The following is a 24,361-nucleotide window of genomic DNA, read 5'->3' as shown; positions in this document are numbered from 1 at the left end:
CCATGACGACCAAGGGCCTGGCCGGGAGCGAAATCCGGCGAAACCGTACGGACGCCGAGCACTTCGACGTCATCATCGTGGGCGCCCGCTGTGCCGGGTCGCCGCTCGCCACGCTGCTCTCGCGCGCGGGCCTGAAGGTCGTCGTGGTCGAGCAGGCGACGTTCCCCCGTGAGGTGCTCTCCTCGCACCTCATGGAGGCCGACGGACTCCTGTTCCTCAAACGCCTCGGTGTGCTCGACTCCGTCGAGAAGACCGGTGTGCGTTTCATGCGCCGCGCCGACACCAAGCTCAACGACTTCCACGTCGTCTCGCAGTTCCCGCTGCGTTTCGACGACGTGGGCGGCGCGACCTTCCTGCGTCGGCACCTGCTCGACTCGATCCTCCACGAGGCCGCGGTCGAGGCCGGTGCCGACGTCAGGATGGGCACCAAGGTCGTCGAAATGATCTGGGAGCGCGGCCGGGTGGCCGGTGTGCGCGCCCAGCACGACGGCAAGGAGACGGTGCTGCGCGCGCCGCTCGTCGTGGGCGCGGACGGCCGCAACTCGACGGTCGCGTACATGGTCGGCTCGCGCAAATACAACGTTGTACCCAACGAACGCTCCTACTACTTCACCTTCTTCGAGGGCGCCCACCCGTCCTCCGACGACACCTTCGTCTTCCACCGCTGGGGCGACCGGATGGTGTGGGCGGGCCCCGCGGACAACGGCCTGTACCTGGTCGGCGTGTCTCCCGAGGGACACGAACGCGAGTACTTCCGCCGCAACACCGAAGCGGGCCTGCTGGCCCACATGCGGTCCTGCGAACCGACCGCGGAGGCGCTGGCCGACGCGAAGATCGCCACCAAGATCTCCGGGATCGTCAAATTCGAGGGCTACTTCCGGCAGTCCTCCGGACCCGGCTGGGTGCTGGTCGGCGATGCGGGCCACTTCAAGGACCCCTCCGCCGGCCGCGGCATCGGCGACGCCTTCCGCCAGGTGGAGCGCCTCGCGCCCGCCATCGTCGCCGCCCTCGGCCGCTCGGGCCCCGGTGTGTCGGCGCTCGGCCAGGACGAGACGCTGCGGCAGTGGACGCAGTGGCGCGACCGCCGCTTCGAGGGCCACTACTGGCTCGCGAACATCCTCGGCGAGGCGGGTGCGCTGCCCGCCGCCGTCCCCGAGGCGCTCAAGGGCATGGCCGAGCGCGGCGAGATCGGCCGCTTCCTCGACCTCTACCACCACCGCTCGAAGTACTACGAGGTCTTCCCGCTGACCGACATGGCCGTGATCACCGGACGGATGATGCTGTCCGGCAAGCACAAGCGGCTGCCGCTGGTGCGGGAGACCGTCAAGCTGCTGGCCCGCGAGCCGCGCCGCCGGTGGATCAACCGCCACCCGCAGTTGGTGTCCTCCGACGTCACCGCGGCCCCGCCGGTACGCGTACGGCCCGTCCCGTCCGCCGCCGCCGACCCGCTCCCGGCCCCGGGCCCGCAGAACGGCTCCAACGGCTCCGCCGGCGCGAACGGGACCACCGGCTCCGTAGTGAAAGACGCCGATCAGAAGAACGCGGAGGTCTGAACGTGCTGCATGTGACAGACGAGCCCAGCGCGGAAGCCGATGTCATCGTCGTCGGCGCGGGACTGGCGGGACTGACGGCGACCCGCGAGCTGAAAGAGGCCGGGTGGACCGTCAAGACGCTCGAAGCGCGCGAGCGCGTCGGCGGACGGCTCAAGGGCCTCGACGTGGGCGGCGGCAAGGCGGTCGACCTGGGCGGCGAGTACTTCGGCGACAAGAGCACGATGATCGCCGAGACCGCTAAGTCCGTCGGCGTGACCGGCTTTCGCAGCTACGACGAGGGCGAACGCCTCACCTTCGTCAACGGCCGCCGCCACGCGTACTCCGGCCTGTTCCCCTGGCGGATGGGCCCGGCCGCCATCGCCGACCTCGGCCAGGCGATCCTGAAGATCGAGCGCATGGCGCGCACGGTCCCGCCCGACGGCCCGTGGAACGCGCCGAACGCCGAGAAGCTGGACAGCCAGACCCTCTGGTCGTGGATGCAGCGCAACGTCACCACCTCCACCGCGCGGGCCTTCATCACCATGATGATCGAGGCCGCCTTCTGCGCCCGCCCGGCCGACCTGTCGCTGATGCACGTGCTCTACTACGCCAACGCCTCCGGCGGCTTCCGCTACCTGCTGGAGGTCAGCGGCGGCATCCAGCGCTACCGGTTCGACGGCGGCGCGCACAGCATCCCGAAGAAGATGGCCGCGCGGATGCCCGACGAGGTACGCGTCGGCGCCGCCGTCCGCACCATCGAGCAGCGCTCCGACTCCGTCGTGGTCTCGGGCCCCGGCTTCGAGTACCGCGGCCGGTGGGTCGTCGTCGCCATCCCGGTCACGCTCGCCGGACGCATCACCTACGCGCCCTCGCTGCCCGGCTACCGCGACCAGTTCGCGCAGCGGATGCCCGCGGGCGCCGCCATGAAGTGCCTGGCGGTCTACGACGAGCCGTTCTGGCGCGCCGCCGGGCTCAGCGGCCAGATCACCAGCAGCGACGGCCCGTTCCGGGTCGCCTTCGACACCTCGCCCGCCGACGGCAGCCCCGGCGTGATGTCGGCCTTCGTCACCGGCTCCGCCGCCCGCGCGCTGACCCGCCTGTCGCCGTCCGAGCGGCGTACCGCCGTACTCGACGGACTGGTCGCCGGGCTCGGCGCGAAGGCGGGCAAGCCGCGTGAATTCGTCGAACAGAACTGGCTGGACGAGGAGTTCACCCGCGGCTGCTACCACGGCTTCGGCCCGCCCGGACTGTACACGGCGTACGGCAAGGCGCTGCGCGAGCCGATCGGCCGGATCCACTGGGCGGGCACCGAGAGCGGTGTCCACCAGATGGGTTCGATGGGCGGCGCCGTCGACTCCGGCCGCCGGGTGGCCCGCGAGCTGTTCGCGCGGGCGGCGGAGGAGCGCGGCGAGGAGCGCAAGCCGGACACCACGATCAGTGGCGCGGTGAGCCATGGCCAGTAGACCCAGACGCGCCGCCGCCCGGCCGCCGCTGCTCATCGTGGGCGGTTACGGAGTGGTGGGCGAGCACGCGGCGCGGCTGATCCGGCAGCGCCACCCCGACCTGCCGATCGTGCTGGCGGGCCGCAACCCCGAACGGGCGACGGCGCTGGCCGCGCGGATCGGCGCGAGCACCGCCGTCATCGACGTACGCGCCGAACGCCCGCTGGGGGCGCTGCCCGAGCGGCCCGCGGCCGTCCTCGCCGTGGTCAGCGACCCCGGCGACCACCTCATCGTGGACGCCATGCGCCGGGGCATCCCGATCGCGGACATCAACCGCGCGGGCCACGCCGGGATTCTCGACGTCACCGTCGCGGTCTCGCGTGAACGGCCCACGTCCCCCGTGCTGTTGTCGGGCGCCTGGTACGCCGGGCTCAACGCGCTGATGGCCGCCGCTGCCGTCCGCGAACTCGGCCAGGCCGAGCGGGTGGAGATCGCGGTGCTGTCCTCGTCCGACGACAAGGTCGGCCCCGACTCCTGGGGCTTCGCCGAACGGCTGGCCTGGCCGTACTACGCGATGCGCGACGGCAGGCGGCAGCCCACGCACCCGCTGACCGGCCGCCGCCTGGTGCGCTGCGCCGACGGCAACGAGCGGCCCGCCGCGTATGTGAGCACGCTGGAGCAGACCACCGTGCCGCTCACCCTCGGTGTGCCGACGGTCGAGACCCGCATCGCGCTCCAGAGCGTGCCGTCGCTGTACGCGATGATCGGGCTGAAGCGGTCGGGCGCGCTGCGGGCGCTGACCAAGCCGCCGCTGCACGGGGTGCGCGCGGCGCTCTTCCAGAGCGCGGGCACCGGCGACTTCTGCGGGCTCACCGTCACCGCGCACAGCGCGAACCGCTCGGTCTCCATCGATCTGCTCGACACCCGCGGCCAGGGCCACCTCAGCGCGATGGGCGCGGTCCGCGCGGCCGAGCGCGTGCTGAGCCGGGACCTGCCGGCCGGGATCTCGTTCCCCGAGCAGTCCGCGGAACCCGAGACGGACATCGAGATGTTGCGGCAGGCCGGAGTCGTCGTCCGGCTCACCGGCTTCGCCAAGGAATTCCCACCGACACCGGCTCCCAGTGCCACGACGTGATGTCGATGGCCGAGGCGCGAGAGGAACTCGCATCACTATGAACAAGAGCGATACGCCGGCTGTTCTGCTCAGCACCCTGCGTACGGTCGGCGCGGCGGCGTTCCTGGCGCCCGCCATCGGGGCGAAGAAGCTGCACATCAACGAGGACGCCGACGGCGAGTACCTGGTCCGGCTGTTCGCCGCCCGCAACATCGCCCTGATCGTGGGCGTCCTGGCCAGCAGGGGCGAGACCCGCAGGCTGCTGCTCAAGGCCGGCATCCTCTGCGACGGCCTCGACGTCGCGGCCGGAATCCTCGGCCACCGCAAGGGCCGGCTGAAGAAGTCCACCGTGGTCGACACCGGCGCCGCAGCCACCGCGACCCTGCTCGGCCTGCTGGCGCTGGCGAGCACCGAGCGCGCGGGGGAGTCCTGATGACCACCACGCACGAGCCGGTGGCCGATGCCGCGTCCGCGCCCGAGGACCGCAGGGACAAGGTCTGCGTCATCGGCGCGGGCTCCGCGGGCATCGCGATGTGCCGCTCGCTGAAGATCCGCGACATCGCCTTCGACGCCTACGAGCGGCGCTCGGAACTCGGCGGCCTGTGGCGGTATCCCGCGCAGGGCGGCAAGAGCTGCGCGTACCCGGCGCTGTTCGCCAACACCTCCAAGACCGTCATGCAGTTCCCGAGCTTCCCGATGCCGGACGACTACCCGGACTACCCCCACCACACCCAGGTGGCGCGGTACTTCGACTCCTACGTCGACCACTACGGGCTGCGCGAGCACATCCAACTGGACACCGAGGTCAGCCGGGTCGAGCAGGCGGCGGGCGGCGGCTGGGCGGTGACCTTCGGCGACGGCACGACGCATCTGTACCGCGCGGTGACGGTCGCCTCCGGCGGGCGGCACGGGCTGCCGCTCTTCGGCTCGTACGAGGGCAAGTTCACCGGCACCGAGATGCACTCCTACGACTACGAGGGTCCGGCGGACCTCGCGGGCAAGAAGGTCGTGATCATCGGTCTCGGCGCCACCTCCGCCGACATCGCCACCGAGGTGTCGCGCGTCGCGGAGGCCACGTACCTGTCGGTGCGCACCGGCCACTACGTCGTCCCGAAGATCCTCGAAGGCGGCCCGATCGACAAGCTGTCGCCGATGATGAAGAAGCTCTCGGTCGAACAGCGGCGCCCGCTGGTGACGTTGATGATCAAGCTGGTGCACGGCCACATGTCGGCGTACGGGCTGCCCGACCCGCCGTACAAGGTCGGGCAGGGGCCGCTGGTCGCCAGCAGCGAGCTGCTGCCCGCCATCGCGCACGGCAGGATCACCGCCAAGCCGGTGATCGACACGGTCGACGGCCGTACCGTCCGCTTCTCGGACGGCACCGAGACCGAGGCCGATGTGATCATCCACTGCACCGGCTACAAGATCGACTACCCCTTCCTCGACGACACCCTCGTCGGCGACGGCGACGACGCGCCCGCGCTCTACCACCAGGTGGTGCCGCCGGAGACCGAGGGCCTGTACTTCATCGGCCTGCTGCACTCGATGATGTCGCTGATGCCGCTGGCCGAGTTCCAGTCGGAGTGGGTCGGCGACCTGCTGACCGAGACCGTCAGCCTCCCCTCGCGCGCGCAGATGTGGTCGGAGCTGAGGAACGCCCGCCGCCGCCAGGACAAGCGGTTCCACGACTCGTCCGGCCATCTGCTGGTCGACCCCAACGAATACGAACGGCTCATGGCGGACGAGCGCCGCAAGTACGCAACCACCGATCGCACGGGTGTCGGCACGGCAACCCGCAGGAAGGGATGAGTCGTATGGTTTCGATCGCTGGCGACCGGACACGGTCCAAGATCCCGCTCTCCGCCCGGCGTCTGGACGCGGCCAAGATGCTCAAGGCCCAGTTCAAGCCCGACCGGGTCGCCCTGGTCAAGCCGCTCAACGTCGGCCTGGTCGCCGAGCGCGCGGCCGAGAAGCACGGCCGGGTGCCGATCTACCTCGACCAGCCGTTCACCTGGGACCCCGAGCAGCGCGTCGAACTCGACTTCGTCGAATTCGCCACCCTGGTCGACCAGATGGCCGCCGTCCTGAAGTCCGCGGGCGTCAAGCGCTGGGACCGGGTCGCGATCGTCAAGTCGCCCAACTACGACATCCAGGCGCTGGCCTGGGCGACCGCCAGGATCGGCGCGATCCCCGCGCTGCTGTCGGCCCGCCTGGACCCGGACATCATCAACATCCTGCTGGAGCGCCTCCAGGCGAAATTCCTGGTCACCGACCCCGAGGTCGCCAAGTACGCCCGGCTGGACGGCGAGCGGCTGCGGCACCTGGGCATGACCGCCATCGCCGACATCGACGGCGGCATACCGGTGGCGGACCTGTGGGGCGGCCGGATTCCGGCGCCGAGTCCGCTCAAGGACGACGAGCCGATGCTGATCACCCACACGTCGAGCACCACCGGGGTGTCCAAGCTCGCCGAGGCGTCCGCCAAGGGCGTGTCCTACAACGCCCTGATGGAGTCGATCTTCCCCGGCTTCCACACCCCCGACGAGCTGTTCGCCAGCGCCATCTCGCACGTCCATGTGCGGGCCGCCATCACGCAGATGGCGTCCTTCTCGCGCGGCACCCCGCTGCTGGGCATCGCCAGGCCCGACGAGGAGACGATGCTGCGGCTGCTGCCCCAGTACCGGCCCACGATCCTGGAGTCGCACCCCAACAACTTCATGGGCTGGGAGCGGATCATCGACGATCCGTCGGAGCCGTTCTCCAGCATCCGGCTGTACTTCAACTCCTTCGACGCGATGCACCCGCGCACCATCCAGGCGCTGCTGGACGCGTCCAAGCGCAAGTACCCGGTCTGGCTCCAGTGCTACGGCATGACCGAGACGCAGGTGGTCTCGGTCCGCCCGTACACCCGTGGCTCGTTCGGCCGGCTCAAGGGCCGCGACACCCGCAGCGTCGGCTGGGAGGTGCCCGGCATCCGGGCCAGGATCGCCGACCCGGAGACCGGCAAGCGCCGCTCCGACCAGTCGGAACCGGGCATGATCCAGGTCAAGACCCCGGCCCGCGCGCTGTCGTTCGTGGGCACGCCGGAGAAGTTCGCCGAGCGGCGGCACGGCAAGTGGTTCGACACCGGCGACTGGGGGCGGCGCGGCCGGCTCGGGCAGATCGAGATCCTGGACCGCATCGCGGACCGGATCGAGGGCGTCGAGAGCTGCCTGTGGATCGAGGACGTGCTGCTGGAGCGGATTCCCAACGCCGAGGAGATCGTGGTCGTCCCCGACGAGCAGGGCAAGCCGGTCCCGGTGGTCTGCATGCGCGACGGGAAGTCCCTCGACCCCGAGGTCTGGAAGTCCGCCTCCGCCGGGATCACCGGCCTGGGCGTCCCGTTGGAGGTCACGCCCGACGACCTCCAGCGCACCGCGACCGTCAAGGCCCGGCGCTACCTCCTCACCGAGATGATCAAGAACCGCGACAACGGCGGTCTGGAGGCGGTCAGCCAGGACGTGGTGCTGCGCGACGGCGCGTAACCACGGTCCACGTCACGGCCGGTGCACGGCGGAACCCAGCGCGGATCGACACCCGAACTGTAGGAGAGGGCATTGCACGACATCAGCGAGTACCCATCGATAGAAGCCGATGTGATCGTCGTCGGTGCGGGTTTTGCCGGGATCACGGCCGCGCGCGAACTGAAGATGGCCGGGAAGAGCGTGGCGCTGCTCGAAGCCCGCTCCCGCCTCGGCGGCCGGTCGCTGAGCAAGCCCCTCGGGGACGGCAAGGTCGCCGAACTGGGCTGTGAGTTCTACGGCCAGGCCGGGACGATCAGCCACCGGGCCGCCCAGTCCGTCGGCATCAAGACCGCGAAGGTCTACGACACCGGCTACCGGCTGATCGACGACGGCGGCAAGATGCAGCCCTGGAAGGGCATGGCGCCCAAGGTCAGCGCGGCCACGCTGCTGGACTTCGGGCAGGCGGCGCTGCGCATCGAGCGGATGCGCCGCGAAGTACCGCAGGACGCCCCCTGGGAGGCCCCGCACGCCACCCAGTGGGACAGCGAGACCATGTGGTCCTGGACGCAGCGCAATGTCCGCACCAAGGGCGGCCGGGCCCTGATGCGGCTGATGATCGAGGCGGGCATGGCCGCCGCGCCGGCCGACGTCTCCCTGCTGCACGTCCTCAACTACTCCAACGGCACCGGCGGGTTCAGGGCCATGACCCAGATCACCGGCGGCACCCTGGAGAACCGCTTCGTCGGCGGCTCGCACAACCTCGCGACGACCCTGGCGAAGACCGTCGACGACGAGACGTACCTCAACGCCGAGGTCCGCAGCATCCAGCACTCCGGTGAGCACGTCCGGGTGCGCGGCGCCGGATTCGAGGCGGTCGGCCGCTGGGTCGTGATGGCCGTGCCCGTGCCGCTGGCCGGGCGGATCGAGTACGACCCGCCGCTGCCCGAGCACCGCGACCACGTCAGCCAGCGCATGACGATGGGCGCCGCCATCAAGTACCTGGCCCTGTACGACGAGCCGTTCTGGCGCGCCGAGGGCTTCACCGGGCATGTGATCAGCCACTCCAGCCCGGTACGCGCCACGGTCGACAGTTGCCCGCCCGACGGCACGCCCGGCGTCCTCACCGGCTTCGTCACCGGGCCGCCCGCCCGGCAGGTCGCCAAGCTGCCCGCGGGGGAGCGACGCGCCCTGGTCCTGCGGGAGTTGGAGCGCTTCTTCGGGCCGCGCGCGGGCAAGCCGTACGACCTGCTGGAGCAGAACTGGATGGCGGAGCCGTACACCCGCGGCTGCTACCACGCCTACGCCCCGCCCGGTCTGTACACCGAGTACGGTCCCGCGCTCAAGCAGCCGGTCGGCCGGATCCACTGGGCCGGAGCGGAGTCCGTGCCCCACGAGTTCGGGTCGATGTCCGGGGCGATCTACTCCGGCCGCCGCGTCGCCACCGAGATCATCGGGCGCGAGACCGGTGAGGACCCCGGGCGGCTGCTGGTGGCCCAGAAGACCGCCGTGCCCGTCGAAGAGCCCACGCGATGAGATCCGGAAGCGCCCACGCGACGAAAGGCGACTGCCAGCGTGCCTGAGAACCTGGAAACACCCCGTATCGGCTCGGGCATGATCATGTCCCTGCACCTCGCCGAGGTCGGCCCCGCCAAGGCCATGAGCGCCCTGCGCAACGGGCCCAAGCCCGAGGCGCACGAGGGCCTGCACTGGGCGAGCCCCTTCCTGATGAGCCCGCTGCGCTCGCAGAGCGCGATGTTCGACGTCAAACCCACCGGCGCCGCGATGATCGCCGCGTGGGACAACGACGAGGCGCTGGACCGCTTCCTGTCGCACCCGGTCGCCAAGCCGTACGAGAACGGGTGGCGCGCCCGGTTCGAGCCGGTCCGCACCCTCGGCGCCTGGCCCGGCCTGCTGGAGCTGCCGCGCCGCGAGATACCCGTGGACGATCACCCCATCGGGGTGCTCACCCTGGCCCGCGTACGCCTCAACCGGGTGGTGCCGTTCGTCGCCGCCGCCTCGCACGCCGAGCGCGACGCCGCCCACCACCCCGCCTTCCTCGAGGGCACCTCGCTGATCAGGCCGCCCAATCAGGTGGCGACCTTCTCGCTCTGGCGCAGCGTCAAGGAAATGCGCCAGTACACGGTCGGTTCCTACCCCGGCGGCCACGTCAGGGCGATGAAGAAGCACGAGGAACGCGATTTCCACCACGAAACGCTGTTCGTGCGGCTCAGGCCGTACGCGGTCGACGGACATTGGAGCGGGCGCAATCCGCTCGATATGCTCAAGCCGCTGACCACCAACTGAGGCCAATGCGGGGAGTGCTGACGGAGCATCCGTCGAATAAACCCCGCCACGGCGAGCCGACAGACGGGTTTGACGTATGACCATGGAACAGATCGAACTCTCGGCCGGGACGATCGACTACCAGGACACCGGCGGCGACGGGCCGGTGCTCGTCCTGCTGCACGGCCTCCTGATGGACGAGACCCTCTGGGCGGACGTGGTCGCCGATCTGCGCGCCGACCACCGGTGCGTGGTGCCGGTGCTGCCGATGGGCGCCCACACCAAGCCGGTCAAGGAGGACGCCGACCTTTCGCCGCGCGGACTCGCCCGGCTGGTCGGGGAATTCCTCGAACGGCTGGATCTGGACAATGTCACCCTGGTCGGCAATGACACCGGCGGCGCCGTCGTGCAATTGCTCGTGGACGAAGGCGCGCCGCGCGTCGGCTCAATTGTGCTGGCGTCCTGCGACGCATTCGACAACTTTCCGCCGGGGCTGACCGGCAAGACCGTCGTGATGACCGGCAAGTTGTCGCCCACCTTCTTCGGCCTTTTCATGCAGCAGATGCGGCTGAAGCTGGTACGGCGCCAGCCGATCGCCTTCGGCTGGCTCACCAAGCGGGGCGACGCCGTCAGCAAGAACTGGATCAAGCCGATCCTCGCCCAGGCCGACGTGCGGCGCGACACGGTGCGGGTGCTCCGCGGTATCGCCGCCGACAAGAAGCTGCTGGTCGGCGTGAGCGAGGGGCTCTCCTCCTTCGACCGGCCCGCGCTGGTGGTGTGGGCCGAGAAGGACCGCGTCATGCCGCCCGCGCACGGCCGCCGGCTCGCCGAGATCCTGCCGCAGGGAAGCCTCGTCGAGATCGCCGACAGCTACTCGCTCCTCCCGCTCGACCAGCCCACCCAATTCGCCACCGCGGTACGGGAGTTCACCCGCAAGAGCTGATCCTCCCCATGCCGTGACGACCCGGTGCCGGCGGTTCGGGGCACCGCCCCGAGCCGCCCGTACGCCTTGCCCTGCCCGAAAACACCCGCCCACAAGGTTCCCTCTCGCCTCCGCCTCCCCTCATGGCAACCGCCCGCGCCGGTCACCACCGGCGTATCGCGCCCGCACCCGTGCCCGGTCGGGGGACCAGGCCACCGGATGGAGAAGACCCATGAGCATTGCGGCGGACCTCGCCGTCTGCCTCGTCGGCGCCGGCCCGCGGGGCCTGTCCGTACTGGAGCGGCTCTGCGCCCACGAGCGCAAGTCGCCCTCCTGCTCCTCGCTGACGGTCCACGTGGTGGACCCCGCCGAGCCGGGGGCAGGAAGCGTCTGGCGCACCGACCAGTCGCGGCATCTGCTGATGAACACCGTCGCCTCCCAGATCACCGTCTTCACCGACGACCGGGTGACCATCGACGGCCCCATCGAGCCGGGCCCGAGCCTGTACGAGTGGGCGAAGGGCCTGCTGGGGCCGGGGGACGGCGACCCGGGGGCCGGGGCGCCGGGCGGTGCCGTGCCGGGGAGCCGCGTGCCCGGCGCGCACGACCCGGAGGACCTGGCCGAGGCCCGGCGGCTCGACCCCGACTCGTACCCCACCCGCGCCTTCTACGGCCGCTACCTGCGCTCCTGCTTCCTGCGGATCACCGGCAACGCGCCCGCGCACGTCACCGTCGAGGAACACCGCTCGCGCGCGGTGGCCGTCGCCGACGCCATGGGCGACCCGGACGGGCCGCAGAGCATCCGGCTGGACAACGGCGCATGGCTGCACGGGCTGGACGCGGTGGTCCTCGCCCAGGGCCATGTCGCCGCGCGCCCGACCCCGCGCGAGGAGCGCACCGCGACGCTGGCCGCGATCCACCGGCTGACGTACATCACCCCCGCCAACCCGGCGGACGTCGACCTGTCTCGGATCGCTCCCGGCGAGACGGTGCTGCTCAGGGGACTCGGCCTGAACTTCTTCGACCACATGACGCTGCTCACCGCGGGCCGCGGCGGCACCTTCCGCAGGGAGGGCGACCGGCTGGTCTATCTGCCCTCCGGGCGCGAGCCGTCGCTGTACGCGACCTCCCGGCGCGGGGTCCCGTACCACGCGCGCGGCGAGAACCAGAAGGGCGCGTACGGCCGTTACCACCCGCGGCTGCTCACCCCCGCCTACATCGCGGCCTCCCGCGACCGGGCGACCGGCGGTCCCGGACTGCACTTTCGGACCCATCTGTGGCCGCTGATCTCCAAAGAGGTCCAGAGCGTCTACTACCAGGCGCTGCTGCACGCCCAGGACCGCGCGGCGGAGGGCGCGGAGCTGGGCGTGCGCTTCCTGGAGACGGCCGGGTCGCGCGAGGAGACCGAACTCCTCGACAAGTACGGCGTCGAGCCGGAGGAGCGCTGGAGCTGGGAGCGGCTGCTGACGCCTTACCTGGGACGGCGGTTCGCCGACCGGGAGGAGTTCAGGGTCTGGCTGCTCGGGTACTTGGCGCGCGATGTGCGCGAGGCCAGGGCGGGCAATGTCAGCGGCCCGCTGAAGGCCGCGCTCGACGTGCTGCGCGATCTGCGCAACGAGGTGCGGCTGGCCGTGGACCACGGCGGACTCGACGGCACGTCGCACCGGGACGAGCTGGAGGGGTGGTACACCCCGATGAACGCCTTCCTGTCCATCGGGCCCCCCGCCTCCCGCATCGAGGAGATGATCGCGCTGATCGAGGCGCGGGTGCTGGTCGTCACGGGACCCGGCACCGAAGTGCGCCTCGACCCGGCCAGGCCCGCCTTCGTCGCCTCGTCGCATGTCGTGCCGGGGCCGCCGGTCGTGGCCTCCGCGCTGATCGAGGCGCGGCTGCCGGAGCCGGACCTGCGCCGGACCGCCGAGCCGCTGCTGAACTACCTGATGGCGACCGAGCAGTGCGCGCCGTACCGCATCCCGACCGGATCGGGCGGCGGATACGAGTCCGGCGGCCTCGCCGTCACCGAGCGCCCCTACCGGCTGCTCGACCCGCGCGGGCAGGCGCATCCGCGCCGCTTCGCCTACGGTGTGCCGACCGAGTCCGTGCACTGGGTCACGGCGGCGGGCATCAGGCCCGGCGTCGACTCGGTGACGCTCGGCGACTCGGAGTCCATCGCGTGCGCGCTGCTCGCGCTGGCGGCGGCCGGCCGGGGCGCCGGTGACCCGGAGGCGCGGGGCGCGGTTCCCGCGGCCAGGCTGGCCGGGGCCGGGTCCGGGGTTTCGGGCAGCGGGGCTTCCGGGAGTGGGGTTTCCGGCAACGGTGTTTCCGGCGGCGGGGCCGCGGGCAACGGGTCTTCCGGCGAGGGGGCCACGGGTGCCGGTTCCGGCGTCGGCGCTTCCGCCGCTGTCGCCGGGGCTTCGGGCGCGGACCCCGCCGTCCTGGCCGAGACCCACACCTTCGGAGTGATCGTATGAGCAGCCGGCCCAGTGAGCAGGACACCCTCATCGACGCCGGGCTGCTCTCGCCGGTCCGGGCGGGCACCCCGGTCGAGGCGGCGGTGTCCGACATCGCCTGGCTCCAGGCGATGCTGGACGCCGAATCCGCGCTGGCCCGCGCGCAGGCCAGGCTCGGCACGCTGCCGAAGTCGGCGGCCACGGCCATCGCGGCGGCGGCGCACACCGACCTGATGGACCTGCGCGCGCTGGCGCTCGCCTCCCGCGAGACCGCCAACCCGGTGGTCGGCCTGGTCCAGGCGCTGACCCGGGCGGTCGCCGAACACGACCCGGCGGCGGCCGAGTACGTCCACCGCGGCTCGACCAGCCAGGACGTCCTCGACACCGGGATGATGCTGGTCGCCGCGCGGGCGCTGCGGCTGATCCGCGGCGACCTCGCGCGGGTCGAGCGCGCGCTGGCCGCGCTCGCCGCCGAGCACCGCGACACCCCGATGGCGGGCCGCACCCTCGCGCTGCACGCCGTGCCGACCACCTTCGGCCTCAAGGCGGCGGGCTGGCGGCAGGGCGTACTCGACGCGGACGCCCGGCTGGCCGCGCTGCTCGACCACGGGCTGCCGGTCTCGCTCGGCGGGGCCGCGGGCACGCTGGCCGGATACCTCGCGTACGCGCGGGTCGACGGGTACGGCGCCGGTGCCGGGGACACCGCCGCCGGTACGGGAGTCGACGACGGCGGGCGGGCCGGTGACCCGGGGGAGTATCTGGACGAGCTGGTCGCGGCCTTCGCCGACGAGACCGGCCTCGCCAGGCCCGTACTGCCCTGGCACGCGCTGCGTACGCCCGTCGCGGACCTGGCGGCGGCGCTCGCGCTCACCGCGGGCGTCCTCGGCAAGATCGCGGTCGACGTGCAGTCGCTGGCCAGGACCGAGGTCGCGGAGGTGGCGGAACCGGGAGTCGCGGGGCGCGGCGCGTCATCGGCGATGCCGCACAAGCGCAATCCGGTGCTGTCCACGCTGATCCGCAGCGCCGCGCTCCAAGTCCCGGTGCTGGCGGCCGGTCTGACGCAGTGTCTGGTCGCGGAGGACGAACGGTCGGCCGGGGTGTGGCACGCCGAGTGGCAGTTCCTGCGCGAGTGCCTGCGACTGGTCGGCGGGGCCTCGCACACCGCGGCGGAACTGGCCGAGGGGCTCGCCGTCCACCCCGCCCGTATGCGTGACAACCTGGACATGACGGGCAGTCAGGTCGTCTCCGAGCGGATCGTGGCCGTCCTCACCCCGCGTCTCGGCAAGGCCGCCGCCCGCGCGTTGCTCACCGCGGCCTCCGCGGAAGCCGCCGACTCCGGCCGCCCGCTCGCCGACGTCCTCGCCCAATCCCCCGACCTGGCGGGCCACTTCGGCCCGGACGAGCTGTCCGCCCTGTGCGACCCGGCCGCGTACCCGGGCGCGGCGGGCGCCCTGGTCGACCGCGCGCTGCGCGAGGACGGTCCGAGGCCGTAGCGGGGACCGCGCCGGCCGCGGGCGTGGCGGCGCGTCCGGAGCGCGCCCGCGGTGGCCCGATGTGACGGTCCGTCAGACATCGGCCCTCGTTGCCGAACGCCCCCGCCGGTCGCGGTGGTGACATGGCGTCAGGCATCCCCGCCGTGGCTCCCCAACTCACCGCCGCGCGGGGCGCGTCCGCTACTCCCCGGTGAGGCCGTCCACCGACTCGCGGATCAGGTCCGCGTGGCCGACGTGCCGCGCGTACTCCTCGACCATGTGGAAGAGGATCCAGCGCAGGCTGGGCGCCCGGCCCGCGGCGTCCGCGCGCCGCGAGAGCGTGTCGAGCCCGCCCTCGGCCAGCGCCGCGGCGGTCAGTTCACGCGAGCGCGCGACGCAGTCCTCCCAGAGCGTACGGATCTGCTCGGGGGTGTCGTCCGCGGCCGAGTGCCAGTCCCAGTCGGCGTCCGCCGACCAGTCGACCGTGTCCCACGGCGCCTCCGGCGACCGCCCGGCCAGCCACTGCGAGAACCACCACTGCTCCACGTACGCCAGGTGCTTGAGCATGCCGCCCAGCGTCATGGCGGAGGTGGGAAGGGCCGCCGCGAGCCCGGCCGCGTCGAGTCCCGCGCACTTCCACGCCAGCGTCGCCCGCTGGAAGTCGAGGAAGCCCAGCAGTGTCTCGGTCTCCCCGCCCGTCTCGGGGGGAAGCGGCCGGCCCTGCTCGTCGATGTCGGTCATGAGCAGGGAGTATAGGAGCCGTTCGCGGTTCCGGGCGGTCGCCGCGGCTCCGCCTACACCTTGTCGAGCCAGATCACGATCCCGGTCAGGTCGCTGAGCACGGCCGCGACCCCCGCCCTGATCGAGGCCGCGCAGCGCGCCGCGGTGAACGAACCGGCGTCGTACGTCGAGGACATGCCGAGCCCTTCGCCCCGGAAGGACGCGCCGGACCAGTCGACGGCGGTGACATTGTGCGTCGGCTCGGCCAACTCCGCGCCCACGACGAGGAATTGCTGCGACAGGTGGTTCGCGGTGACAGGCACGAGCGGGTCGATCAGGTCGTTGCCCGCGCTGACGATGAGGTCCGCGTGCATGTCGAGCGCCCTGGTGACGCTCGGCAGCAGGTCGGCCGCACCGTCCGCGACGACGGTCCTGAGCTTGACGTGCTCCTCGTCCGCCCACTTCTTGACCGCGTCGACCAGCGACCGCGTCGGCCGGTCGGTGCCCGCGCTGAGCAGCACCACGCGGTAGCCCTTCGGCGGGTGGACGCCCTCCCACGAGCCGGGCGCCGGGGTGACGGTCGACTCGGGCGCGGGCGGCGACACGCTGTCCACGAAGCGCGGGCCGAGCGTGCCGACGGGCGAGGGTTTGGCGCGCGGCTGCGACCAGTCGTCGTCGGAGCCGCATCCGGCGGTTCCGAGGGCCAGCGCGGTGACCGCCGCCAGCATGGCAACGGCCCGAAGCGGGGGGCGCACGTCGATCGTCCTCCGAGATGAGTGGTGAGCGGTGAGCGGTGAGCGGTGAGCGGTGACTGCTGAGCGATTGGTGCTGAGCGGTGAGAGGTGAGCGGTGAGCGCTGAGCGATAGGTGCTGAGCGCTGAGCGATAAGGGGTGAGCGAGGTGCCGAGGGCTTGCTGTGAACGGTGTGACGAGAGAACGCCCTGGTGAGAGCCATGGGCGGGTGCCGCGGGTCCATCCTGCGACGCCGATCGCCTCCGTGGGGAACCTCGAACGCCTTTGCGGACCTTGTTGGCCCAGGGTTCGCCGACCCGCCGGTTTCAGTTCACCCGTGACGTGCAGCGTGCTCCTCCTACCCAAGGAGTCCCATGTCAGAGCGGGTCCGTCGCGCCGTCATCTGCATCGCCGCGGCGCTGATCGGTTTCCTCGGCGCCGTCCAACCGGCGTTCGCCCACGGTTTCTCGTCCACCGCGTACGTCCATGTGACGGCGGCGGACGAAGGCCATGTCCGTACTTCCCTCAAGCTTGAATACGACCTTTTCGTCATATCCGCTGCCGATGCCGAACATGACGACGACCTCTTCCGCACCGGCAACGGCGCCTTCGACGCCGGTGACACCACAGCGCAGGCCGCGGCCCTCAACGCCCACAAGAAGTCGGCCGTCGCCTATGTCACCCAGCGCTTCTCGGTCACCGCCGCGGGCAAGGCGTGCGCGCCGGAGCAGGTCGGCGACTTCACGATGGACCGGCAGGAGGGCGTGCCGTACACCGTCCTGCTGCTGGACTGGGACTGCCAGGAGCTGGCCGGTGACCACCGGGTCCGCAGCGGTCTGTTCCCCGACAGCGAGACATACGTCCGCGGTACGAAGACGATCGTCACGTACGACCTGGACGGCCGCTCCGGCAGCGCGGCGCTCGACGCGGCGCACCCGTCCTTCTCGATCGACCAGCCCTGGTACGCCTGGTTCTGGGAGTTCTTCCGGCTGGGCGCCGAGCACCTGCTGACCGGCACCGACCACATCCTGTTCCTGCTGGCGCTGATCGCCGGGTCGCGGCGGCTGCGCGAGATCGTGCTCGCCGCCACCAGCTTCACGCTCGCGCACTCGGTGACCTTCATGCTCGCCGCGCTCGGGGCGGTCGACGTGCCGTCGCGGCTGGTCGAACCGGTCATCGCGCTGTCGATCGCGGTGGTCGCGGGCTGGCACCTGTGGCGGATACGGCAGCGCGGCAGCCACGCCTCCGACCTGGATCCGGGCGCTTCGGCCCGGGGCGCCTCCGGCTCGGGGCCCGGCTCCGGCGGGCGCGGCTTCCTGCGCGACCACGTCGCCCTCGACCGGGCGGGCTGGCTGCGGCTCGCGGTGGTCTTCTGCTTCGGCCTCGTCCACGGCCTCGGCTTCGCGGGCGCGCTCGGCATCGACCAGGCGTGGTCCTGGACGCTGCTCGGCTCCCTCCTGGTCTTCAACGTCGGCATCGAGGTCGTGCAGTTGTCGATCATCGCCGTCGTCTTTCCGTTGCTGGCCCTGCTGCGCCGCCGTTCGCCGACCGCGGGGCTCTGGGTGACCGGCACCGTTTCCGCAGGTGTAGCGCTTATGGGACTTGTGTGGTTCCTGCAACGGGTGGGCGGTGGCTGAGCCTTCAACTGAGGTGAAGTTCAGGTCAGGCGAAGATCGCATTTGCCGCCTGTTTACCAACCGATGGGAGCTTGATGACCTCAGCTCCATGCAGTTCCGTCCAAAAAGGAACAAACACAGATGAGATCGATCAGATCGGTACGGACCCACGGGTCCGTACGACGCCGCGTGGTCACCGGGGCCACCGCGGTCACCATGGGTCTGGCGCTCGCCGTCGGCGCGGGACTCACCTCCCCCGCCGTGGCCGCCGACCCCGCCGCCCTCACCAGCATCATCCTCGGTGTCGGCGCGAACGAGACGCAGCGCACGGTGACCTGGTACTCCTCGGCCGACACGGCCCAGGTCATCCAGGCCGCCCCGACCGCGACCCTGGTCAACGGTGAATTCCCGGCGGACGCCGCCACGTTCGACGCCATCGGCGGGGCGAACATCGCCACCAGCGGCGGCTTCAACCGGCACGCCACCATCACCGGCCTGAAGGAGAACACGGCGTACTCCTACCGTGTCGGCTCCGTGGGCAACTGGTCGCAGACCTACGCCTTCAAGACGCAGGACTTCGAGGGCGACTACGACTTCCTGTTCTACGGCGACCCGCAGATCGGCTCCTCCGGCAACCTCGCCAAGGACCAGGCGGGCTGGAAGGACACGCTCGACGTCTCGCTGGCCGCCAACCCGAACGCCGAACTGCTGGTGTCCGGCGGCGACCAGGTCGAGACCGCGAACACCGAGGCGCAGTGGGACTCCTTCCTGGCCCCCGACAAGCTCCGTCAGTACCCGTGGGCCGCGACCATCGGCAACCACGACGTCGGCGGCAAGGCGTACGAGCAGCACCTGTACACCCCGAACACCGACCGTTCGGCGCCGTACTACGCCAACGGCAACCCGGGCTCGAACACCTCGGGCGGTGACTACTGGTACATCTACAAGGACGTGCTGTTCATCGACCTGAACAGCAACAGCTACGCCGCCTCCTCGGGCGGCGGCGGTGACGAGGCGCACGTCAAGTACGTCACCGACATCATCAACAAGCACGGCTCCGAGGCCAAGTGGAAGGTGCTCACGTACCACCACGCGATCTACTCCCCGGCCAGCCACGCCAAGGACTCGGACAACAAGCAGCGCCGTACCGACTTCACCACCGCCTTCTCGCAGCTCGGCGTGGACGTCGTCCTCCAGGGCCACGACCACAGCTACTCCCGCAGCTACCTGATCAAGAACGGTCAGAAGGCGGACGCGGCCGAGCAGCCCGGCCAGGCGGACGTGTACCCCGGTCCCGGCGGTGTGCTCTACGTGACGGCCAACTCGGCGTCCGGCTCGAAGTACTACGACATCACCAAGCCGGACAGCAGCGGCACCGGTGTCACGGGCCAGGGTCCCGACCCGCTGAACCCGGACAGCTACTGGTACAACTCGGTGCAGAACCAGGAGCACGTGCGCTCCTACGTCAAGGTCCAGGTGCGCAACGACAAGCTCGTCGTCGAGAACCTGCGCAGCGGCACCTGCACCGCGCCCAACGCGGCGGTCGAGCTAGGCCAGGTCTCCTGCGTCAACACCCCCGAGGGCCAGCCGATCGGCTCGGTCGTCGACAAGGTGACGGTGCACCCGTACCACGGCACCGGCCAGGACCTCGCGGTCAAGGTGCCCACCGCGCCCCCCGGCGAGTTCGGCTGGACCATCGACGGCTACAACGGCCTGGTGGACCTCGGCACCGCCAAGGACCACGACGGCGACTACTTCGACGCGGCGGGCACGATCAACCCGATCGTCGTGTCGGACAGCCGCCGCTCGCTCGCTCCCTGGTCGATCTCGGCCAGCGTGGGCGACTTCACGGACGGTGCCAAGAAGTTCTCCGGCGCGTACCTCGGCTGGACGCCGAAGATCCTCGCCCCCGGCGCGGGTGCCAAGGCCGGCGGCACGGTCAACTCCGGTTACGACGGCGGCTCCGGCCTGTCCGTCTCGCGCGGCCTCGGCTGGGCGGACCAGGGTCACACCAAGGGCACGGCCAAGCTCGGCGCCGACCTGGATCTGAAGATCCCGGGCAGCGTCGCCAAGGGCGACTACCGCGCGACTCTCACGATCACCGCGCTCAGTAGCTGATCCCGCCCGCTTGACCGCTCCACCTGAGTGACCCCGCACCACCCGGTGGGGCAGGCGCCCGCGGGCGCCCGCCCCACCGGTTCCTCAGCTCCGACAGCTCCGACCAGAACGCCCGAGGACCCCGACATGCATGTGCCCGTGACCCGCCGGACGACCGTCGTCGCCACCTTCGTCCGTACCGCCGTCCTGGCGCTGCTCCTCGCCCTCGCGGTCACCGGTCTGTCCGCGCGACCGGCCGCCGCCGCCGAGGGCGACGTCGCCTGGACCGTACGCACCGCGTCGAACAGCTTCGGCGCCGACCGGTCGAGCTACAGCTACGCCGTCAACCCCGGCGGCAAGGTCGAGGACGCGATGGTCGTCGCCAACCGGGGCAAGGCGCCGGTCGACCTCGGCGTGTACGCCGCCGACGGCTTCACCACCGACAAGGGCCAACTCGACCTGCTGCCCGCCGACAAGAAGTCCCGCGCGATCGGCGTGTGGGCGCGCGCGGCGCGCGAGCGCGTCGTGGTCCAGCCGGGCAAGACCGTCGAGGTGCCCTTCACCCTCGCCATCCCGGCCAACGCGACGCCCGGCGACTACGTGGGCGGCATCCTCACCTCGCTGACCCAGCCCGACGACGCGCAGGGCATCAACGTCGACCGGCGGCTCGGCATCAAGATCAAGCTGCGGGTCAGCGGCGCGATCAAGCCCACGCTGGCGGTGGAGGACCTGCACGTCTCCTACGGCGGTACGGCCGCCCCCTTCTCCAAGGGCGACGCCACCGTCACCTACCGCATCCGCAACACCGGCAACGCGATCATGTCGACCCGTCAGTCGGTCAAGCTCAAGGGCCTGTTCGGCTGGTTCGCGGTCACCGGTGGCAAGACGGCCACGCCGCCCGAACTGCTCCCCGGCGAGAGCTGGAAGGTGAGCGTGCCCGTCCACGACGTGGCCCCCGCCGTCCGCCTCACCGCGACCGTGACCCTCACCCCGCTGTTCACCGACGCCTCCGGCTCCACCACCCAGCTCAAGACCGTCCAGGCCACGGCCCACACCTGGGCCTTCCCCTGGACCCTCACCGCCCTCGTCCTCGTCCTCCTCGCCCTGGCCGTCGCCGCCTTCCTCCACACCCGCCGCACCCGCACCAAGCGCAAAGCCGCCGAGGACGCCCGCGTCCGCACCGCCGTGGAACAGGCCCTCCGCGAGGCGTGAGCCCCCTAGGACACACCCTGGGGCCTCCGGGGCAGGTGCCAGCGGCGCGGCTGTCAAAATTCTTTGACAGCCGCGCGCGTTGTCAGGGAACCTTGAGGAACATTTTTCCCGGTGCGGAGAGGGCTGAGCCATGGAGTGGGTGGACGAGACCCGGCGCCACACCGGTTATGTGACAGCGGTGTTGGCCGACGGCGCGGAACCGGCGACGCCGCCCGAGGGCCGTCAGCCCTGGTGGTCGTACAACGGAGCGGACGGCCCCCGCGCGATCGGCGTCAAGGGCGCCTGCGAGTGCGGCTGGCGCGGCGCAGAGACCCACCCCATCATCCGGGGCGACGACGACGCCACCGAGGGCAACGACTCCCGCACCGGCCCGATGGCCGACTGGGAGTATCACGTCACCGCGACCGAAGGCGCCGTCCCCCACGACGTGGAGCAGATGCTCGCCGCCCTGCGGCGGCGCGTCGAGGAACTCTCCCGCGACCAGCCCCTCACCGCGCTGCGCGTCGTCGCCCGCGTCGAAGAGACCGCCCCCGCGCTCAGCCGCGAAGCCGTCCGCGCCGCCCGCCGCTCCCTCGTCTCCTGGGAGGCCATCGGCCGCGCCTTCGGCACCAGCCGCCAGACCACCCACGCCCGCTTCGCCCGCCACCTCCCCGACTGACACCGGCCCGGCCCCCCCGCTCCCGACGCGTTCAGAACCTGCTCAGACTCTGCTCACTGCGGCTCGTGCGGCCCGGACCGGGCCCAAACGGTGTTTGACTGCCGGGGTATCGGGCGAGGAAGGGCGGATTCCATGGCTGACCAGCCTTCTGTGAGCGTCGGTGGCGTCACGTACCGGGTCACACCCGAGTACCTGGCCACCGCCTCCAGCAACACGATGTCCACGGCGAGCGAGATCGCCGGGCAGTTGGCGGAGCTGAAGACGTATGTGAGCAGTCTGGAAGCGAGTTGGCAGGGCATCGCCCACAACCAGTTCCAGACGCTGATGGCGGAGTACGACGTCTACGCGCGGATGCTGCACGACGCCCTGGAGGGAATCTCCAAGGGCCTCCAGGGCAACTACGTGAACTACAAGGACTCCGAGCAGCAGAACCTCAACAACCTCGCCGCGCTCGGCGAGGACCTGCCGAAGGCACCGTCCGGCACCAACTTCAACTGATCCGGGCCGCACAACGAGGAGCGATTCATGGCCGATATCGACGGCACGCCGATCTACGTCGGTGAGGGACTGGCGGCGGCGGGCGGCGTGATCAACGCCAGGGCCGGGGAGATCTCCGGCGAACTCCAGTCGCTGAAGTCGCAGTTGGCGCCGATGGTGGAGGCGTGGCGGGAGAGCCAGGCCGCCACCTACTACCAGGACATGCAGAACGAGTGGGACCTGGCGGCCGACGGCCTGTTCGGACCCGACGGTGTGCTCGGCCGCATCGCCCAGGCGATGCATGTGAACTGGAGCAATTACAGTGACGCCGAGTGGTCCAACATCTCCACCTGGCGCCACTGAGACCGGAACCACGAAGACCACGCGTCACAAAAACCCCACGCCACCGAAACCAGGCGCCGCCGAACGCCGTCTTTGACGTCGGTGTCTCCGAACCCGGCGGCACCGACCCACCGCGGCCCGCGGACGCGCGGCCGTGAGGTCCGACACCGAAGGAAACATCCGTGCCCGATGAACGCTGCCGGGTTACCGTGGTCGGCGAACGCAGGCGGATCGACCTCGCGCTTCCGGCGCAGGCCCCGATCGCCGAGTACGTTCCCCGACTCGCCTCCCTGTGCGGGCAGTCCGAGTCCGAGGCGCTGCCGCCGGTCTGGTCGCTCGCCGAGTCGGGCGGCGCTCCGATGGCCCCCGGCGACTCGCTGTCGGCGGCGGGCATCGTGGACGGCGCCACCTTGTACCTGCGCGACCAGCGGGCGGCGGAACTGGGCGAGTTGACCGTCACCGACCTGGACGAACAGGTCGCCAGCGCCCAGGACGACGGCGGCCTGTGGAGCTCCCGCCGCCGCGCCCAGTGCGTCGTGGGCGCGGGCCTGGTCTTCATGGTGGCCGCGGCGGCCTGGCTCGGCGCGCTGCGGCCGGCCGGCCCGTGGGCGGCGCTGTTCGCGCTCGCCGCGCTCTGCTCGGCGCTGCTCGCCTGGTACGCGGAGCGCAAGAACTGGCCGCTGCCGCGCGCCGTACGGCAGTTCTTCGCGCTCGCCACCGTCCCGCTGCTGGCCTGCGTCGGCCTGGACGGACCGGTGCACGGCCCGGTCGCCACCCCCGTACTCGTCTCCGTCTTCGCCGTGCTCGGCGCGGTGATCGGGCTGGTCGCGCTGCCGTCGCCCGCCACCGTGGTGCTCAACCTGCTCACACTGGTGGCCGCGCTGCTCACCGTGGCGCTGACCGCCTCGCACGCCGGGCTCACCGGCTCCGCCGCCGTCGTGTCCGTGGCGCTGTTCCTGACCGCGGGGCTGCTGCCCAGGGCCGCGGGCCAGATCGCGGTGCTCGTGCCCTCGGGACCCGACGTCAGCGCGCCCGCGCTGGACGACGGGACCGTGGCCACCGTCGTCCACCGCAGCAACGCGCTGCTCACCCTGCTCAGCGTGGTGAGCGGGGTGTTCCTCGCGGCGGCCCTGCTCACCCTGAGCGCGTCCCACGACGTCTACGCCCTCGTGCTGGCGGGCTGCGTCAGCGTCGGACTGCTGCTCCAGGCCGCCACCGTGCGCGTACTGAGCGCGGTGGTACCGCAGTTGGCCGCCGGGGTGCTGGGGCTCGTGGCGCTGACCGTACGGGTGCCGCTGTACGCGTTCGACTCGCGGCTGGCGGGCCCGCTGGCCGCCTTCGGCGTGGGCGCCGTCCTGGTCGCCTGCGGACTCTTCCTCGCCTTCGGCGCGGCTCTGCGGCCCATCGAGCCGGACCGCCCGACCTGGCCCGCGGCCGTCACCAGCGTTCTGTTCGTGGCCGCCGTACCACTGGCCGCCGGGGTGTTCGGCCTCTTCGGCTGGCTGGCCGACCTGGGGAGCGGCCTGTGACCGAGCGACCCGCGGCCGAGCGGCCGGTGAGGGAACGGCCGGTGGCCGGGCGGCCGTTGACGGAGCGGCCCTTGACTGGGCGGCCGGTGAGGGAACGGCCGGTGACGGAACTGCCCCTGGCAGAGAGGCCGTTGACCGGGCGGCCGGTTGTCGAGCGGGCGCCGTATGAGCGGCCCGCGTCCGGTCGGCCCGGGACCCGGCACGTCCGCCCCGGGACCCTCTCCTCGACCCGCCCCGTGACCCGGCGGGCGACCCCCGGGA

The 24,361-nt window shown here is 71.5% G+C and carries 20 protein-coding genes; 18 read left to right on the top strand and 2 right to left on the bottom strand.

The features are described 5' to 3' along the window. Window positions 1-2: 2 nt before the first annotated feature. From ABZX65_RS25450 to ABZX65_RS25400, 11 genes are all read left to right on the top strand, one after another. Window positions 3-1,553, top strand: a complete 1,551-nt coding sequence (locus ABZX65_RS25450; protein WP_355344318.1) for an NAD(P)/FAD-dependent oxidoreductase — start codon at window positions 3-5, stop codon at window positions 1,551-1,553. A gap of 2 nt (window positions 1,554-1,555) precedes the next feature. Next, the gene (locus ABZX65_RS25445) at window positions 1,556-2,995 is read left to right on the top strand and encodes an FAD-dependent oxidoreductase (protein ID WP_355344315.1); all 1,440 of its coding nucleotides are present in this window, start codon (window positions 1,556-1,558) and stop codon (window positions 2,993-2,995) included. Beyond that, complete coding sequence (locus ABZX65_RS25440; RefSeq protein ID WP_355344312.1) at window positions 2,985-4,109, top strand: hypothetical protein; 1,125 nt, start codon at window positions 2,985-2,987, stop codon at window positions 4,107-4,109. Before ABZX65_RS25445 ends, ABZX65_RS25440 begins: the two co-directional genes overlap by 11 nt. Window positions 4,110-4,146: 37 nt before the next feature. Beyond that, window positions 4,147-4,521: a hypothetical protein gene (locus ABZX65_RS25435; RefSeq protein WP_355344310.1), complete on the top strand. Its 375-nt coding sequence runs from the start codon at window positions 4,147-4,149 to the stop codon at window positions 4,519-4,521. Next, window positions 4,521-5,897 carry an NAD(P)-binding domain-containing protein gene (locus ABZX65_RS25430; protein ID WP_355344303.1) on the top strand — a complete coding sequence of 459 codons (1,377 nt, stop codon included), beginning with the start codon at window positions 4,521-4,523 and terminating at the stop codon, window positions 5,895-5,897. The genes ABZX65_RS25435 and ABZX65_RS25430 overlap by 1 nt, the downstream gene beginning before the upstream one ends. 5 nt (window positions 5,898-5,902) lie before the next feature. Then, a complete protein-coding gene (locus ABZX65_RS25425; protein WP_355344300.1) occupies window positions 5,903-7,612 on the top strand; it encodes a class I adenylate-forming enzyme family protein in 1,710 nt (569 codons plus the stop codon). 72 nt (window positions 7,613-7,684) lie between these two features. After that, complete coding sequence (locus ABZX65_RS25420; protein WP_355344297.1) at window positions 7,685-9,124, top strand: FAD-dependent oxidoreductase; 1,440 nt, start codon at window positions 7,685-7,687, stop codon at window positions 9,122-9,124. A gap of 39 nt (window positions 9,125-9,163) precedes the next feature. Next, on the top strand, window positions 9,164-9,895 hold the full coding sequence (locus ABZX65_RS25415) for a spheroidene monooxygenase (RefSeq protein WP_355344294.1): 732 nt from the start codon (window positions 9,164-9,166) through the stop codon (window positions 9,893-9,895). A gap of 76 nt (window positions 9,896-9,971) precedes the next feature. Continuing rightward, complete coding sequence (locus ABZX65_RS25410) at window positions 9,972-10,817, top strand: alpha/beta hydrolase (RefSeq protein ID WP_355344291.1); 846 nt, start codon at window positions 9,972-9,974, stop codon at window positions 10,815-10,817. A 211-nt stretch (window positions 10,818-11,028) separates the two neighbouring features. Continuing rightward, window positions 11,029-13,266, top strand: coding sequence for an FAD/NAD(P)-binding protein (locus ABZX65_RS25405; RefSeq protein WP_355344288.1), 2,238 nt, complete (start codon window positions 11,029-11,031; stop codon window positions 13,264-13,266). Further along, window positions 13,263-14,738, top strand: a complete 1,476-nt coding sequence (locus ABZX65_RS25400) for a lyase family protein (protein ID WP_355344285.1) — start codon at window positions 13,263-13,265, stop codon at window positions 14,736-14,738. The genes ABZX65_RS25405 and ABZX65_RS25400 overlap by 4 nt, the downstream gene beginning before the upstream one ends. A 180-nt stretch (window positions 14,739-14,918) precedes the next feature. On the opposite strand, the gene ABZX65_RS25395 is transcribed toward ABZX65_RS25400, so the two are convergent. Together ABZX65_RS25395 and ABZX65_RS25390 are read right to left on the bottom strand one after the other, a co-directional pair. After that, window positions 14,919-15,458 (bottom strand): DinB family protein, encoded by a 540-nt coding sequence (locus ABZX65_RS25395; RefSeq protein ID WP_355344282.1) that lies wholly within the window; start codon window positions 15,456-15,458, stop codon window positions 14,919-14,921. 53 nt (window positions 15,459-15,511) lie between these two features. Continuing rightward, entirely contained in the window at window positions 15,512-16,192 is a 681-nt protein-coding gene (locus ABZX65_RS25390) for a hypothetical protein (protein WP_355344279.1), read from the bottom strand. 351 nt (window positions 16,193-16,543) lie between these two features. Here ABZX65_RS25390 and ABZX65_RS25385 point away from each other — a divergent pair, with 351 nt between their 5' ends. The 7 genes from ABZX65_RS25385 (at window position 16,544) to ABZX65_RS25355 (ending at window position 24,100) form a co-directional block, all read left to right on the top strand. Beyond that, window positions 16,544-17,806: a HupE/UreJ family protein gene (locus ABZX65_RS25385; RefSeq protein ID WP_355344276.1), complete on the top strand. Its 1,263-nt coding sequence runs from the start codon at window positions 16,544-16,546 to the stop codon at window positions 17,804-17,806. A gap of 120 nt (window positions 17,807-17,926) precedes the next feature. Further along, entirely contained in the window at window positions 17,927-19,903 is a 1,977-nt protein-coding gene (locus tag ABZX65_RS25380; RefSeq protein ID WP_355344273.1) for a metallophosphoesterase family protein, read from the top strand. Window positions 19,904-20,029: 126 nt separating this feature from the next. Beyond that, the gene (locus ABZX65_RS25375; protein ID WP_355344270.1) at window positions 20,030-21,094 is read left to right on the top strand and encodes a DUF916 domain-containing protein; all 1,065 of its coding nucleotides are present in this window, start codon (window positions 20,030-20,032) and stop codon (window positions 21,092-21,094) included. 130 nt (window positions 21,095-21,224) lie between these two features. Further along, complete coding sequence (locus tag ABZX65_RS25370) at window positions 21,225-21,752, top strand: hypothetical protein (protein ID WP_355344267.1); 528 nt, start codon at window positions 21,225-21,227, stop codon at window positions 21,750-21,752. 132 nt (window positions 21,753-21,884) lie between these two features. Beyond that, the gene (locus ABZX65_RS25365; protein WP_223186817.1) at window positions 21,885-22,250 is read left to right on the top strand and encodes a WXG100 family type VII secretion target; all 366 of its coding nucleotides are present in this window, start codon (window positions 21,885-21,887) and stop codon (window positions 22,248-22,250) included. Between the two features lie 27 nt (window positions 22,251-22,277). After that, entirely contained in the window at window positions 22,278-22,592 is a 315-nt protein-coding gene (locus tag ABZX65_RS25360; protein ID WP_188281815.1) for a WXG100 family type VII secretion target, read from the top strand. A gap of 161 nt (window positions 22,593-22,753) precedes the next feature. Then, complete coding sequence (locus ABZX65_RS25355) at window positions 22,754-24,100, top strand: EsaB/YukD family protein (protein WP_355344263.1); 1,347 nt, start codon at window positions 22,754-22,756, stop codon at window positions 24,098-24,100. Window positions 24,101-24,361 lie beyond the last annotated feature (261 nt).

It is taken from the genome of Streptomyces sp. NPDC003300 (assembly GCF_040610915.1).
Classification (GTDB): domain Bacteria; phylum Actinomycetota; class Actinomycetes; order Streptomycetales; family Streptomycetaceae; genus Actinacidiphila.
Note: the sequence above shows the minus strand (reverse complement) of the source record. Positions and strands in the feature narration are given on the sequence as shown.

Bases quoted from the DNA above. Each gene is read 5' to 3' on its own strand.
- ABZX65_RS25370 (WP_355344267.1), top strand. From the start codon at position 21,225: ATGGAGTGGGTGGACGAGACCCGGCGCCACACCGGTTATGTGACAGCG.
- ABZX65_RS25395 (WP_355344282.1), bottom strand. From the start codon at position 15,458: ATGACCGACATCGACGAGCAGGGCCGGCCGCTTCCCCCCGAGACGGGC.
- ABZX65_RS25410 (WP_355344291.1), top strand. From the start codon at position 9,972: ATGACCATGGAACAGATCGAACTCTCGGCCGGGACGATCGACTACCAG.
- ABZX65_RS25425 (WP_355344300.1), top strand. From the start codon at position 5,903: ATGGTTTCGATCGCTGGCGACCGGACACGGTCCAAGATCCCGCTCTCC.
- ABZX65_RS25360 (WP_188281815.1), top strand. From the start codon at position 22,278: ATGGCCGATATCGACGGCACGCCGATCTACGTCGGTGAGGGACTGGCG.
- ABZX65_RS25450 (WP_355344318.1), top strand. From the start codon at position 3: ATGACGACCAAGGGCCTGGCCGGGAGCGAAATCCGGCGAAACCGTACG.
- ABZX65_RS25430 (WP_355344303.1), top strand. From the start codon at position 4,521: ATGACCACCACGCACGAGCCGGTGGCCGATGCCGCGTCCGCGCCCGAG.
- ABZX65_RS25385 (WP_355344276.1), top strand. From the start codon at position 16,544: ATGTCAGAGCGGGTCCGTCGCGCCGTCATCTGCATCGCCGCGGCGCTG.
- ABZX65_RS25375 (WP_355344270.1), top strand. From the start codon at position 20,030: ATGCATGTGCCCGTGACCCGCCGGACGACCGTCGTCGCCACCTTCGTC.
- ABZX65_RS25380 (WP_355344273.1), top strand. From the start codon at position 17,927: ATGAGATCGATCAGATCGGTACGGACCCACGGGTCCGTACGACGCCGC.
- ABZX65_RS25440 (WP_355344312.1), top strand. From the start codon at position 2,985: ATGGCCAGTAGACCCAGACGCGCCGCCGCCCGGCCGCCGCTGCTCATC.
- ABZX65_RS25405 (WP_355344288.1), top strand. From the start codon at position 11,029: ATGAGCATTGCGGCGGACCTCGCCGTCTGCCTCGTCGGCGCCGGCCCG.
- ABZX65_RS25365 (WP_223186817.1), top strand. From the start codon at position 21,885: ATGGCTGACCAGCCTTCTGTGAGCGTCGGTGGCGTCACGTACCGGGTC.
- ABZX65_RS25435 (WP_355344310.1), top strand. From the start codon at position 4,147: ATGAACAAGAGCGATACGCCGGCTGTTCTGCTCAGCACCCTGCGTACG.
- ABZX65_RS25400 (WP_355344285.1), top strand. From the start codon at position 13,263: ATGAGCAGCCGGCCCAGTGAGCAGGACACCCTCATCGACGCCGGGCTG.